The sequence below is a fragment of the Mycolicibacterium novocastrense genome (assembly GCF_001499835.1).
In the GTDB taxonomy this organism is placed as follows: Bacteria; Actinomycetota; Actinomycetes; order Mycobacteriales; family Mycobacteriaceae; genus Mycobacterium; species Mycobacterium novocastrense.
On record NZ_LQIH01000011.1, the window covers coordinates 46,353 to 60,512 of the forward strand.

At 63.1% G+C, this 14,160-nt stretch carries 11 protein-coding genes and 2 tRNA genes; 11 read left to right on the forward strand and 2 right to left on the reverse strand.

The genetic code is table 11. The features are described 5' to 3' along the window. The first annotated feature begins 10 nt into the window (after nt 1-10). The gene (locus AU072_RS09960) at nt 11-1,360 is read left to right on the forward strand and encodes an ApeA N-terminal domain 1-containing protein (protein WP_064413633.1); all 1,350 of its coding nucleotides are present in this window, start codon (nt 11-13) and stop codon (nt 1,358-1,360) included. A gap of 1,613 nt (nt 1,361-2,973) precedes the next feature. Then, nucleotides 2,974-4,035: a hypothetical protein gene (locus AU072_RS28145; protein ID WP_133147276.1), complete on the forward strand. Its 1,062-nt coding sequence runs from the start codon at nt 2,974-2,976 to the stop codon at nt 4,033-4,035. Nucleotides 4,036-4,572: 537 nt separating this feature from the next. On the opposite strand, the gene AU072_RS09970 is transcribed toward AU072_RS28145, so the two are convergent. Beyond that, nucleotides 4,573-4,643: transfer RNA gene (locus AU072_RS09970), tRNA-Gly, on the reverse strand. A 155-nt stretch (nt 4,644-4,798) separates the two neighbouring features. Between AU072_RS09970 and AU072_RS09975 the strand changes: the two genes are divergently transcribed. The 6 genes from AU072_RS09975 (at nt 4,799) to clpX (ending at nt 9,643) form a co-directional block, all read left to right on the forward strand. Continuing rightward, nucleotides 4,799-4,872, forward strand: a tRNA-Pro gene (locus tag AU072_RS09975). Nucleotides 4,873-4,913: 41 nt separating this feature from the next. After that, the gene (gene tig / locus AU072_RS09980; protein ID WP_064413698.1) at nt 4,914-6,317 is read left to right on the forward strand and encodes a trigger factor; all 1,404 of its coding nucleotides are present in this window, start codon (nt 4,914-4,916) and stop codon (nt 6,315-6,317) included. Between the two features lie 47 nt (nt 6,318-6,364). Continuing rightward, nucleotides 6,365-7,027 carry an ATP-dependent Clp protease proteolytic subunit gene (locus AU072_RS09985; RefSeq protein WP_263987725.1) on the forward strand — a complete coding sequence of 221 codons (663 nt, stop codon included), beginning with the start codon at nt 6,365-6,367 and terminating at the stop codon, nt 7,025-7,027. Continuing rightward, nucleotides 7,024-7,671 (forward strand): ATP-dependent Clp protease proteolytic subunit, encoded by a 648-nt coding sequence (locus AU072_RS09990; protein WP_064413635.1) that lies wholly within the window; start codon nt 7,024-7,026, stop codon nt 7,669-7,671. The genes AU072_RS09985 and AU072_RS09990 overlap by 4 nt, the downstream gene beginning before the upstream one ends. A 93-nt stretch (nt 7,672-7,764) precedes the next feature. Continuing rightward, nucleotides 7,765-8,070 (forward strand): hypothetical protein, encoded by a 306-nt coding sequence (locus AU072_RS28150; RefSeq protein ID WP_133147277.1) that lies wholly within the window; start codon nt 7,765-7,767, stop codon nt 8,068-8,070. Between the two features lie 292 nt (nt 8,071-8,362). After that, nucleotides 8,363-9,643, forward strand: coding sequence for an ATP-dependent Clp protease ATP-binding subunit ClpX (clpX, locus tag AU072_RS09995; RefSeq protein WP_064350393.1), 1,281 nt, complete (start codon nt 8,363-8,365; stop codon nt 9,641-9,643). Nucleotides 9,644-9,729: 86 nt separating this feature from the next. Here clpX and fdhD read toward each other — a convergent pair whose 3' ends face one another. After that, nucleotides 9,730-10,566, reverse strand: coding sequence for a formate dehydrogenase accessory sulfurtransferase FdhD (gene fdhD / locus AU072_RS10000; RefSeq protein WP_064413636.1), 837 nt, complete (start codon nt 10,564-10,566; stop codon nt 9,730-9,732). Nucleotides 10,567-10,671: 105 nt separating this feature from the next. On the opposite strand from fdhD, the gene AU072_RS28285 reads away from it, so the two are divergent. The 3 genes from AU072_RS28285 to AU072_RS10010 all read left to right on the forward strand — a co-directional run bounded on the left by AU072_RS28285 (nt 10,672) and on the right by AU072_RS10010 (nt 14,155). Beyond that, the gene (locus tag AU072_RS28285; protein ID WP_156431692.1) at nt 10,672-10,815 is read left to right on the forward strand and encodes a hypothetical protein; all 144 of its coding nucleotides are present in this window, start codon (nt 10,672-10,674) and stop codon (nt 10,813-10,815) included. 317 nt (nt 10,816-11,132) lie between these two features. Beyond that, on the forward strand, nt 11,133-13,088 hold the full coding sequence (locus AU072_RS10005) for a 2-oxoacid:acceptor oxidoreductase subunit alpha (protein WP_064413637.1): 1,956 nt from the start codon (nt 11,133-11,135) through the stop codon (nt 13,086-13,088). After that, nucleotides 13,085-14,155, forward strand: coding sequence for a 2-oxoacid:ferredoxin oxidoreductase subunit beta (locus tag AU072_RS10010; protein ID WP_064413638.1), 1,071 nt, complete (start codon nt 13,085-13,087; stop codon nt 14,153-14,155). The genes AU072_RS10005 and AU072_RS10010 overlap by 4 nt, the downstream gene beginning before the upstream one ends. Nucleotides 14,156-14,160 lie beyond the last annotated feature (5 nt).

Sequence of the window (14,160 nt, forward strand, 5' to 3'; positions counted from 1 at the left end):
GTGACGTTCTGTGAACCAAACGGTTGGCATATCCGGCGGTTTCTGGGTGCCGGAGAATCCCGCGAAGGTGGTCCGTGGGAGATTCGTGGCCGAAGCGGGGAAGGATGCAGAAGTCGCTCTAGACGCTGGATTGGTTGAAGATCCTCGAGTCAAGTTGTTCGACGGTGGCGCCGCCTTATCGTCCTCCGTCGAGGACTCCGTGAAGGCATTTCTGCCGGTGGTGATTCACGGACAACTCGACGACGGTCAGGTGGTCACGCTTCTCGACGCGCGCAACCACGGAGGCCACTGGCCCTTCGCACCGCCACGCTACGAGGCACACGCCGCTCTAATCGGCACCCACGTTGCGGGAGAAGACCAACTCTTTAGTGCCGTTCGATTCCGCATAGGGCACCCCTACTGGCTAAGCCACCTGAGTGATGGACAGGCGGCGACAGTTGACGACGATGGATCGACCTTGAGTGTCGTTGCTGATGAGGACGGCACCTGGCTCAGCTACGCGTCAGCGACGCCAGCCACGCTGAGACAGTTGGACATCAGGGTGGTTCATAGCTGCGTCGTACTCGTGGAACTGGCGTTGCACCGGGAGGTGGCAGCGAGCGAGGTACAACTTCGAGTCGTCGGAGACGACGCCTGGTACTCCTTACATGGCGAATCATTTGCCGCTGCTACTCATCGCATCCATCCACGAACGCTCTTGCCCCCGGAGGTGTTGACGGTGGAGCTTTTTGCAAGATGGGTACCGCTCAACGACCGACTGGACGGCCTGGCAGCAGCGGTCGCACACAAAAGTGAAGAGCCACTCCAGATTGAAGCCTTAGTGGCGTCATCGCTAATTGAGGGATTGCATCGCCGACTCCCGTACCAGCAGCAGCGGTTTCCCGAGGCGGCCAAGCAGTCGCTTAGAAGAATCGGTAAGGCTGCGCGGGAAAGCGCGGGTTCACAAGCAGAGGCCGAGAACCTGGATCGTCATTCCGCGATGGATGCTGTGATGTTTCTGCACGACGTGAGCTTCCGTACGCGAGCTGCCAACATCGTTGCGGAGGTGTGTGCCGTTATCCCTGAAGTCACGGAGTCGGTGGCCGACCTTCCGCGGTTCTTGAATGACGTTCGCAACGAACTGGCGCACCACTTGTTACCTAAGCCGGATCGAGATCCGCTACAGGTGCGCGTGCTTCGGTGGATCGTCGCCTCGGCGGTCACGCGGTGGTTGTTGCGGTGCCTACTGCTGCTTCGTGCCGGCGTTGACGCCGAACTACTTCGCGAACGCATAATTGATTTCCAGCGATTCCAATTCTTTCGGGCAAACACCCAGCTCCACGTAGACGAGCTCGTACAGCTTGGATCACCCAGACCCTAAGTCGATTACTCGGCTGTGGCGTGGTGGCAGGCCGAGGAGTTCAGTTTGGCTTTGGGCAATCGTGCGGATCTGCCATCCTGGTGACTTTTAGCTCAACTTTGCCTGTATAGCCAGGCGGTAGCTCTCGGGTCATCCAATAGCCGTCCTTGGGACGCAAGTCCATTCCATCTAGGAATCGGCTCGTTTCATTAGGCACATAGAAGGCGTATATCCAGAAATCAGATTCGACTTCGTCCGGACGCCCCAGATGGAGCGGGCGCGTTCTCCACCCGTTTTCCATCAACAGCTTCGGCTTGTCGAAGAAATAGTGTTCTGGGTCCCAGGCGTCTCGATGCGCGAACCAAAGTGTTAGACTGTCTCTTTGGGGCGCAGTACCCTCAAATATCGCGCAACGGTGTACGTCACCGGCGGGGCTGGTAATGGTAATCGGCTCTCTCGACTCCAACCACCTCTTACCCCTCTCGACAACGTTTGGCGTCCCATCGAGAATGCCTACTGCCATCGCAAAACCCCCGCCAACCGCCAGCAGTATCGCACCCGCCTTTTTCCATTTCCCCACCAGACGGAATTTACCGCCAGAGCCTCGTGTCGCAACGGAACTTGGCGGATTAATCGGTTAGGCGTGCTGCACCGCGCAGCGGAACCTGCACCAGGTTGCGTCGTCGCGGATCAATCCGCGGGGATTGGGCGGCCCTATAGACCAGGGCGGTACAGAACGCCCCAGTTTGACCGCGGGCTGCCGTCGTTCTCGAAGGTATTGATTGCAAACAGGCTTTCATCGCACTGTCTCTGACTGAGACTGTTCTGGCAGAAGCGACAATAGGGGGCGTCGTGGCCGTCGTATCTGGTCATGCTTACTCCTTCGATGAGTCCCTCAACTGTTGCTATGCGAAGTCGGCCTCATTACAGGGTCACACCCGTTTGCGCGATGATGCCACCAGGGTTTCGCTTGGCGGTGGCCTTCGTAACGAACTTGCCCGTCCCCGCCGAGCGGTAGACCGTCCGCTTGTCCGACGTGCCACGACCCACTCTCTCGCTCGTCGTCCTTCGCGGATTTCGACGCGCGGTCGACCGCTTACGAATTGCCCCGTGCCTGCACCCCTGTGCACCCTGCCGCTGCGCCTGCTTGCCATCATGCACCTCACCGCCGTGCTCTGGGCGTGATTCTACGCTTCCCTACAAGGGTGTAATTCATGCGCGCCGCTCGTCGTTGGCCTCGTTCGCCTGCCGCGGTGGCTGGTACGTACCGGGCTACGCATCTCGGTCCGAGTCGCAATCCACTTGTCGACGCCCAGGCTGCCCGCCCTACTTGCGTAATGACCACCGCGCGCGGCGACCAGTACAGGCCGGCGTCAATGGCTTCAAGGTCACGCGCGACGGCGGCTTAAAGATCGTGCACGGCGATGGGCGCCCAGATTAAGACGCATACGGTGCGCTGCCGATTCAAAATTGTTCGCATGATGCGCTGACGTCCGGGCCCTGACGGAAATCCCAATCTACGAGACCCTCTAAGCAGTCGACCTGAATCGTGCTCTTAGCCAACGATGCGATGCTAGTTTAAGCAACGGTTCTGGGGCTGAACTAGATGCAGTGTCAACCGGGGGAGGGTTTCAATGGACAAGAATTCGTTCAGTAACAAGTTGCGCGATCGATCGACAAAACCGAAGAGGCCAAAAAAGGTCAACACTGCTCCTCCCGGATGGCTTCGCACAAAATTGGGCTATTTATGGTTGACTCGGTTCGGCAACATGATGACTACGGAAAACAGCCAACACTATTTCGACACTAGGTCGGGAGACGTAATCGACCCGGTTACCGGCCGTGTGACGGGCCAAGTTGTCGCGTTCATCGATGGGGAACCTGGGCGTCTATCCACAACAGACTCGGACGAGACCCGAAGGCGAAATATCGAAGCGTGGGAAAGTAAAAATGGATCGTTCGCTGAGTCAATCGAAAAAATAGCCGTCGGTCGGAGGCCCCGAAAATATGCTTCCAAGAAGAAAGAATCCGGCGCCTCCAGGCCGCCAATAGAGCCTCCAGTAATAGAGCGCCATTATGATCCTGCAAATATTTCACGACGGGTAGAAGAAGTGTTCCGTGCGGGCGCGCCGAGGGATAGCGTTGAGGCGGCCAGAGATCCGAATTTATCGACACCTACTATTATGTATATAGATTCGGACGACGCCCTTCAAGTCCTACGGTTCTACCAACAGGTTGAGCGCGTCTTGAACGCGCTGGGAGTCGATCATGAAATAGCGCGAGTGGAACGCGGCTCCCTGTTCGCTCGCATTACTGCTTGGTTCAAAGATCCAGGGCATAAAGATGCGGTGAATGCGAAATTATTGGAAGTCACCCAAAATATCGAACAATACGGAAAGACTTACGTCAACAAAGCTACTGCCGAAGCTGATCTTACTATAGCAAACGCGTTGGCCGCGGCCGCGCATGCTGCTGGTGACCGCGACTTCGTTTTCTGGTTTCACGGCTTCCTCGCGGTGAGATTCACTAAGCCCGATGGCAATCAACTTCAAATTATGCGTCCCATATCACCGGCGGAAGCGGCGGTCTTAGAGAAACACCCCGGCCTTCAAGAAGACCCCCGTAAATTGCTCGAAGCTATGGACGAAATAATGGCACTTAACGACTCTGTCGGGGTGCCTGAAATCGCGCAATAGACGTCGGGGCTCGCACGGTTCGTCCGAGATCGGTAATGCGTCCGAACACTCCGCCGGCCTAACTTCTGATACCAGAAGGGGCGCGAGTACAGCTCATCAGCGAGGACTCTGCACGTAAATGGTGCCGCAGGTAGTTACAGGCTGCATGTGGCCAGGCTTTCGGCTGGCTCGCGGAATTCGGATTTCGACTAACCTGAGTCAAGGGCCACAGAACGTTGTCTAATGGGACTTCGTTGTCTGCTGCGGGATGTTTCGACAGCCTAGGCGGCTGACTTCTCAACCTCTTTCACTCGTCGAGCAGTTCGTCCGCCCGCCGCCTTCCCGGCCGGCCGCCGTGTTCGCGGATCGACCACCGGACGGCGGCGAGGAGACGGAGTTCGGCGTCGATGGTCTTGCGGTCGCGCATAGCGACAGCTTAAGCGCGCGTCTGTGTGCGTCACCGCACACGTATCTCCCGTTCACGAAGGTCACGCTGGGGGTCACGGCCCTTCGGTTAGGGTTCGGTCTAGAGCTCAAAAACAACCCTCTGACCTGCGGAGCGGGCGACGGGAATCGAACCCGCGTAGCTAGTTTGGAAGACTAGGGCTCTACCATTGAGCTACGCCCGCATGTACAGCAAGACCAGATCGTACCGGCGGCAGCCAAATCAAATCCAATTGAAGGCGTCGCGTGTCCAGCCCGTAGTATCTCGCGTGGTCGTTCCGTGTTTTGCGGACGGCCCGCGCGGGCGCAGCGCTCAAGCGTCGGCGCGACGAGCAGAGCACGGGGTGTAGCGCAGCTTGGTAGCGCATCCGCTTTGGGAGCGGAAGGCCGCAGGTTCAAATCCTGTCACCCCGACTGCGACACCGACGACACCAGAAACAATGAGGAGCAAGATCGTGAAGAGCACCGTCGAGAAGTTGAGCCCCACCCGGGTGCGCATCAACGTGGAGGTGCCCTTCACCGAGCTCGAACCCGACTTCGACCGCGCGTTCGCGCAGTTGGCCAAACAGGTCCGGCTCCCCGGTTTCCGTCCCGGCAAGGCGCCGCGCAAGCTTCTCGAGGCCCGCGTCGGCCGCGAAGCGATGCTCGACCAGGTCGTCAGCGAGGCTCTTCCCAACCGCTACAGCGAGGCGGTCACCACCTCCGAGGTGCAGCCGCTGGGCCAGCCCGAGATCGAGATCACCAACAAGGAGTACGGCCAGGACCTCACGTTCACGGCCGAGGTCGACATCCGCCCGGAGATCGAGCTTCCCGAGCTGTCGGAGCTTACGCTGACCGTCGACGCGATCGAGGTGACCGACGAAGAGGTCGACGCCGAGCTGCAGTCGCTGCGCGCCCGCTTCGGCACGCTCTCCGGTGTGGAGCGTGCCGCCGAGAACGGCGACTTCGTCTCCATCGACCTGTCGGCCACCGTGGATGGCCAGGAGCTGCCCGAGGCCGCCACCGAGGGGCTGTCGCACGAGGTCGGTTCGGGTCAGCTGATCGACGGTCTCGACGAGGCGATCGTCGGCCTCAAGGAGGGGGAGACCCGCGTCTTCACCACGACGCTGGCCGCCGGTGAGCACGCCGGCAAGGAGGCGCAGGTGACCGTCACCGTCAAGTCGGTCAAGGAGCGCGAGCTGCCTGAGCCTGACGACGAATTCGCCCAGCTGGCAAGTGAATTCGACACCATCGACGAGCTCAAGGAGTCGCTCGTCGAGCAGGTGCGCCGGGTCAAGCGGGTGCAGCAGGCCGAGAAGATCCGCGACAAGGTTCTCGAGACGTTGCTCGAGCAGGTCGAGGTTCCATTGCCCGAGAAGGTGGTGCAGGCCCAGGTCGACGACGCGTTGCACAACGCCATCCACGGGCTGGACCACGACGAGGCACGTCTGGCCGAGGCGCTCGAAGCCCAGGGCAGCAGCCGCGAGCAGTTCGACGCCGACAACCGCACGAACGCGGAGAAGGCGGTCAAGACACAGCTGCTCGTGGATGCGATCGCCGACAAGCTCGACGTCCAGGTCGGCCAGAACGACATCAGCGAGCGCCTGATGCTGATGTCTCAGCAGTACGGCCTGCAGCCCCAGCAGCTGATCCAGTCGCTGCAGCAGAACAACCAGCTGCCGGCCCTGTTCGCCGACGTGCGTCGCGGCCTGGCGTTGGCCGCGGTCGTCGAGGCCGCCACCGTGACCGACTCCGACGGCAACGTGATCGACACCACCGAGTTCTTCGGCCGCTCCGACGCGCAGACCGAGGAAGCTGCCGACGAGGCGTCGGAAGGCGCCGAACCCGAAGCGGACGAGGAGTCGGCCGACACGAAGTGACGCTGTGAGCGAACGCAGCCCGTCTAGGGACTGCACGCTCGCGCGGGTTGGTTAGTGTCGGTGAGTATCAAGCTCTTGAAGAAAGCAGGTATCCAGTCGTGACCCACATGCGTGGCGCCTCGCACGGCCTCAACCTTGTCGACTCGGTCTACGAGCGCTTGCTGGCGGAGCGGATCATCTTCCTGGGCTCACAGGTCGATGACGACATCGCCAACAAGCTCTGCGCGCAGATTCTGCTGCTGTCCGCCGAGGATCCCACCAAAGACATCCACCTCTACATCAACTCGCCCGGCGGCTCCATCAGCGCCGGCATGGCGGTCTACGACACCATGGTGCTGGCGCCGTGCGACGTCGCCACCTACGCCATGGGTATGGCCGCCTCGATGGGCGAGTTCCTGCTCGCGGCGGGCACGAAGGGTAAGCGCTACGCCCTGCCCCACGCCCGGATCCTGATGCACCAGCCGCTCGGCGGTATCACCGGCGGCGCGGCCGACATCGCCATCCAGGCCGAGCAGTTCGCGGTGATCAAGAAGGAAATGTTCCGGTTGAACGCCGAGTTCACCGGCCAGCCGATCGAGCGGATCGAAGCGGACTCCGACCGCGACCGCTGGTTCACCGCGCAGGAGGCCCTGGAGTACGGCTTCGTCGACCACATCATCACCAGCGCGAGCGTCAACGGCTCAGGACCAGGAGCAGGACTAGACAAATGACCGATCACACCGACGCCCGTCTGCAACCTCAGGCCCGCTACATCCTGCCGTCGTTCATCGAGCACTCCAGCTTCGGCGTCAAGGAGTCCAATCCGTACAACAAGCTGTTCGAGGAACGCATCATCTTCCTCGGTGTGCAGGTCGACGACGCGTCGGCGAACGACATCATGGCCCAGTTGCTGGTGCTGGAGTCGCTCGACCCGGACCGCGACATCACGATGTACATCAATTCGCCGGGCGGCTCGTTCACCTCGCTGATGGCGATCTACGACACCATGCAGTACGTGCGCGCCGACATTCAGACGGTGTGTCTGGGCCAGGCCGCCTCGGCCGCCGCGGTGTTGCTGGCCGCCGGCACCCCCGGTAAGCGGATGGCGCTGCCGAACGCGCGCGTGCTGATTCACCAGCCCGCGCTGGCCGGGGTCATCCAGGGCCAGTTCTCCGATCTCGAGATCCAGGCCAAGGAGATCGAGCGGATGCGCACGCTGATGGAGGTGACGCTGGCCAACCACACCGGCAAGACCCCCGAGCAGATCCGCAAGGACACCGACCGCGACAAGATTCTGACCGCCGAAGAGGCCAAGGAATACGGCGTCATCGACACCGTCCTGGAGTACCGCAAGCTGTCTGCTCAGACCGCCTGATCCGCTTCCCAACTGCGCGAAACCCGGTTCTCGTGGGCGGTTCGCGTGGCACGCTGTTCGTCTGCACCGCCGGACGGCCAGGGGAGGATTGCGATGACGGTTGGGAAGCGAGCGGGTTTCGCGATGACCGCATTGGCGGCGGCCGTGGTGTGCGGGCTGACCCAGATCGCGTCACCGGCGGTGAGCCAGGCTCAGGAACCGGTCTGTCCTGCCGGGACGTATTGGGACATGTACACCGATCAGTGCGTCCCCAATGACGTGAACGTCTATCTCAACCCCGCTCCGGTCGTCGGGCCCGCGGGCCCCGTCGGTGTCGGAGGAGTGGTGGGCCCCGTTGGTCCCGGCCCGTTAGGGCCGGGTCCGGTCGGACCGGGTCCCGCCGGCCCTGGGCGCCGATAGCGTCACACGGATCGGCGGCGGGGTGCACCGCGGCGATTAACGGGTAGTTTGGGTGCCGACGCTCTCTCGGTCCGGTCACGGCGACGACACGCCAAAGACACGGCGGCGCGTTCGCTGGGGTCCGGGGGTGATCAGACGATATGTTGGCGCGAACACAGATGAATACCACTGGCGCGATTCGGCTTTATCGGTCGCCTCGCGCGGGAACAAACGGGTAGCGTCGGGTTCACCACCCGAGGCAACCACAGAAAAGAAGCTTCATCGGCTGCGAGGAAAGTAGGACCCCACCACCATGGCGCGCATTGGAGACGGCGGTGACCTGCTGAAGTGCTCGTTCTGCGGCAAGAGTCAAAAGCAGGTTAAGAAGCTCATTGCGGGTCCGGGCGTCTATATCTGCGACGAGTGCATCGATCTCTGCAACGAGATCATCGAAGAGGAGCTCGCCGACGCCGACGACGTGAAGCTCGACGAGTTGCCCAAGCCCGCGGAGATCCGCGACTTCCTCGAGGGTTACGTCATCGGACAGGACACCGCCAAGCGCACGCTCGCGGTCGCCGTCTACAACCACTACAAGCGCATCCAGGCGGGGGAGAAGACCCGCGATTCGCGTTCCGAGCCCGTCGAACTGGCCAAGTCCAACATCTTGATGCTCGGCCCGACCGGCTGCGGTAAGACCTACCTGGCGCAGACGTTGGCCAAGATGCTCAACGTGCCGTTCGCGATCGCCGACGCCACCGCGCTGACCGAAGCCGGATACGTGGGCGAGGACGTCGAGAACATTCTGCTCAAGCTGATCCAGGCCGCCGACTACGACGTCAAGCGCGCCGAGACCGGCATCATCTACATCGACGAGGTCGACAAGATCGCCCGCAAGAGCGAGAACCCGTCGATCACCCGCGATGTCTCCGGCGAAGGCGTCCAGCAGGCGCTGCTGAAGATCCTGGAGGGAACGCAGGCGTCGGTGCCTCCGCAGGGCGGCCGCAAGCATCCCCACCAGGAGTTCATCCAGATCGACACCACCAACGTGTTGTTCATCGTGGCGGGTGCGTTCGCGGGTCTGGAGAAGATCGTCTCCGACCGCGTCGGCAAGCGCGGCCTGGGCTTCGGCGCCGAGGTGCACTCGAAGGCCGACATCGACACCGCCGATCACTTCGCCGAGGTCATGCCCGAGGATCTGATCAAGTTCGGGCTGATTCCGGAGTTCATCGGCCGGCTGCCGGTCGTGGCGTCGGTGACGAACCTGGACAAGGACTCTCTTGTGCAGATTCTGTCCAAGCCCAAGAACGCGTTGGTGAAGCAGTACACGCGCCTGTTCGAAATGGACGGCGTCGAACTCGAATTCACCGACGAGGCGCTGGAGGCGATCGCCGATCAGGCCATCCATCGCGGCACCGGAGCCCGCGGTCTGCGCGCCATCATGGAAGAAGTGCTGCTGCCGGTGATGTACGACATCCCCAGCCGCGACGACGTCGCCAAGGTGGTCGTCACCAAGGAGACGGTGCAGGACAACGTGCTGCCGACCATCGTGCCGCGCAAGCCGTCGCGTCCCGAGCGTCGCGACAAGTCTGCCTGACGACGATCAAGCGGCGAGGTACGAGCCGCGTTGAGGAGTCGGGCAATCAGTTCCCGCCTGACGACGATCAAGCGGCGATCGCCGCGTCAGTGCACGACGCGATCGGGACGGGTGTAGACGTTCATCGACCGCCCGCGTAGGAAGGCCACCAGCGTCAACCCGGACTGGCTGGCCAGGTCGACGGCCAGCGACGACGGCGCCGACACCGCCGCGAGCACCGGGATCCCCGCCATCACGGCCTTCTGCGCCAGCTCGAACGAAGCGCGTCCGCTGACCAGCAGGACGGCCCCCGTCAGCGGAATGCGGTCCTGCTCGACCGCCCAGCCGATGACCTTGTCCACGGCGTTGTGTCTGCCGACGTCTTCGCGCACGGCGAGCGTCGTGCCGTCGGAGTCGAACAGCGCGGCCCCGTGCAGGCCGCCGGTGCTGGCGAACACCTTCTGGGCTTTGCGCAGCCGCGCCGGCAACTGCGAGAGGGTCTGGGCGGTGATGGCGGTCGGATCGTCCCCGGGGCCGTGGCGGCTGCTCAACTGCACGGCCTCCAGCGATGCCTTACCGCAGACCCCGCACGACGATGTCGTGTAGAAGTTGCGCGTGACATCGACATCGGGCGGCGCGACGTGCGGGGCCAGCGTCACGTCGAGAACGTTGTAGGTGTTCTGGGAGAAGCCCGCGTCATCGACGCCCGTGCCCTTGCAGTATCGCGCCGTGAGCACGTCGTCGCGTCCGGCGATGACGCCCTCGGTCAGTAGAAAACCCTGCGCGAGTTCGACATCGGAGCCCGGAGTGCGCATCGTCACCGTGATGGGCGCGCCGTTGACGCGAATCTCCATCGGCTCCTCGACGACCAGGGTCTCCGGCCGCGCCACCGCGGAGTCCATGGTCACATGCTGTGCCCGCCGCCTGGCTGTGACCCGACCCATGACTCCACCCTAGGGCGAATCGACGTCGATAACGTTTGGGTGCTGTTCATGTCGGGGCCAGCGCGCGAGGCGGCGTCATCACCATGCGGACGGCACAATGGATGCGTGCACAACGAACTCGAACCGAACCGCCGCATGCCGGTCTGGCGTGATCCGCTGTCGGCTGGCTTCCGCGCGCACCGCCACCTGCTGTTACTGCGCCTGCGCTGGCACGAACGGCGCGGCGAATCTGCCTCCACCCGGCACTGACAACGGGACGACCAGCACCGACGACGGTGCTTGCTACCGGCTACTGGACGGTAACCATTTCCTTAGAATTTTTGTCTCGTAGACGTGACGAACAACACAGTTATGTCTCACGGCAGGCACTCGCACATTGGCTGAGCTGTGCGTTCGACCCTTCGGATGCGGCACGCCGCAGGCGAGTCCGGTGAAGGGCCGCCTAAGAAAAGTGCAATAATCGGTACTGGTAGTGACATCAAAAATCTTGGTGGACGTCCACCGACGGCGCGTCGACTCGACTGTGACTCGGAGGACATCCCCACGCAGCGTGGAAGGCAGGCCTCGTGGCAGCGAACGACAACGCGGTCAGTCCGGGGAGTGCGAGTCCTCGACAGAAGCTCGAGAAGGTCGTCATTCGCTTCGCCGGTGACTCCGGCGACGGTATGCAGCTCACCGGTGACCGGTTCACCTCCGAAGCCGCCTTGTTCGGCAACGACCTTGCCACGCAACCGAATTACCCCGCCGAGATCCGCGCGCCGCAGGGCACGCTGCCCGGTGTGTCGTCGTTCCAGATCCAGATCGCCGACTACGACATCCTCACCGCGGGCGACCGCCCCGATGTGCTCGTCGCGATGAACCCGGCGGCGCTGAAGGCCAACGTCTCCGACCTGCCTCGCGGCGGGCTGATCATCGCCAACTCCGACGAGTTCACCAAGCGCAACCTCGCCAAGGTCGGCTACGAAGCCAACCCGTTGGAGACCGACGAACTGTCCGACTACGTCGTGCAGGCCGTGCCGATGACGACCCTGACGCTCGGCGCGGTCGAGCCCATCGGCGCGTCCAAGAAGGACGGCCAGCGCGCGAAGAACATGTTCGCGCTCGGTCTCCTGTCGTGGATGTACGGCCGCGAACTCAAGCACAGCGAGGCGTTCATCCGCGAGAAGTTCGCGCGCAAGCCCGACGTCGCCGAGGCCAACGTGCTCGCACTCAAGGCCGGCTGGAACTACGGCGAGACCACCGAGGCGTTCGCCAGCACCTACGAGGTCGCGCCCGCCAAGCTCAAAACCGGTGAGTACCGCCAGATTTCCGGTAACACCGCACTGGCCTACGGAATCGTGACCGCCGGTCAACTCGCCGACCTGCAGGTCGTGCTCGGCACCTACCCGATCACCCCGGCGTCCGACATCCTGCACGAGCTGTCCAAGCACAAGAACTTCAACGTGCTGACCTTCCAGGCCGAAGACGAGATCGCCGGCATCGGTGCGGCCATCGGCGCGTCCTATGGCGGCGCCCTCGGTGTCACCAGCACCTCGGGCCCGGGCATCTCGCTGAAGTCCGAGGCGATCGGTCTGGCGGTGATGACCGAACTGCCGCTGATCATCATCGACGTGCAGCGCGGTGGGCCGTCCACCGGTCTGCCGACCAAGACCGAGCAGGCGGACCTGCTGCAGGTGATGTATGGCCGCAACGGCGAGTCGCCGGTCGCGGTGATCGCACCCCGCTCGCCGTCGGACTGCTTCGACGTCGCCGTGGAGGCCGCCCGCATCGCGGTCAACTACCACACGCCGGTGGTCATCCTCTCCGACGGCGCGATCGCCAACGGCTCTGAGCCATGGCGCATTCCGGACGTCAGCAGCTATCCGGCCATCGAGCACACGTTCGCCAAGTCCGGCGAGCCGTTCCAGCCGTATGCCCGTGATCCCGAGACCCTGGCGCGCCAGTTCGCGATTCCGGGTACGCCCGGCCTCGAGCACCGGATCGGCGGCCTGGAAGCGGCCAACGGCTCGGGGAACATCTCCTATGAGCCCAAGAACCACGATCTGATGGTCCGGCTGCGGCAGGCCAAGGTCGACGGCATCGCTGTGCCCGATCTCGAGGTCGACGACCCGACCGGTGATGCGGATCTGCTGATGCTCGGCTGGGGTTCGAGCTTCGGGCCGATCGGCGAGGCGTGCCGGCGGGCGCGTCGCAAGGGCATCAAGGTCGCCCAGGCACACCTGCGCAACCTCAATCCGTTCCCGGCCAACCTCGGTGAGGTGCTGCGGCGGTATCCGACCGTGGTGTGCCCGGAGATGAACCTCGGCCAGCTTGCTCTGCTGCTGCGGGGCAAGTACCTGGTCGACGTCCAGTCGGTCACCAAGGTGGAAGGTATGGCCTTCCTGGCCGACGAGGTCGAGGGCATCATTGATGCGGCACTGGACGGAACGTTGGGCGAGAAGGAAAGTGACAAAGTGAAGTTCGCACGACTGGCGGCGGCCACCGTCGAAGTCGGCGTGAGCGGTGTGGGAGCGAACGTATGACCGACTTGATCGGAGCAGATCTCGGGTTGACCGCAGGCACCAGCCGAGTGCCGACGACCGATCAGCCGCAGAAGTCGAAGGACTTCACCAGCGACCAGGAGGTCCGCTGGTGCCCCGGTTGCGGTGACTACGTCATCCTCAACACGATCCGCAACTTCCTGCCCGAGCTGGGGTTGCGCCGCGAGAACATCGCGTTCGTCAGCGGTATCGGCTGCTCGAGTCGCTTCCCGTACTACCTGGAGACCTACGGGTTCCACTCGATCCACGGCCGCGCCCCGACGATCGCGACGGGCCTGGCGCTGGCCCGCGAGGATCTGTCGGTGTGGGTTGTCACCGGTGACGGCGACGCGCTGTCGATCGGCGGCAACCACCTGATCCACGCGCTGCGCCGCAACATCAACATCACGATCCTGCTTTTCAACAACCGGATCTACGGGCTGACCAAGGGCCAGTACTCCCCGACGTCGGAGGTCGGCAAGGTCACCAAGTCCACTCCGATGGGCTCGCTGGACTACCCGTTCAACCCGGTGTCGCTGGCGCTCGGCGCCGACGCGACGTTCGTCGGCCGTGCGCTGGACTCCGACCGCAAGGGGCTCTCCGAGGTGCTGCGCGCCGCCGCCGCTCACCGCGGTGCGGCCCTGGTCGAGATTTTGCAGGACTGCCCGATCTTCAACGACGGCTCGTTCGACGCCCTGCGCAAGGAAGGTGCCGAGGAGCGGCTGATCAACCTCACCCACGGCGAGCCGGTCACGTTCGGCGCCGACGGCGAGTACTGCGTGGTGAAGTCCGGCTACGGGCTCGAGATCGCCAAGACCGCCGATGTGTCGGCCGACGAGATCGTCGTCCACGACGCCAACCTCGAGGACCCGGCCTACGCGTTCGCGTTGTCGCGGCTGTCGGACCAGAGCCTCGAACACATGGTGATGGGCATCTTCCGTCAGGTGAGCAAGCCGACCTACGACGACGCGGCCCGCCGGCAGATCGCGGCGGCCCGCTCCGAGAAGGCGCACGACACGGCCGCACTTCAGTCACTGCTTCGGGGCAAAGACACCTGGACTGTCGACTAACGTCA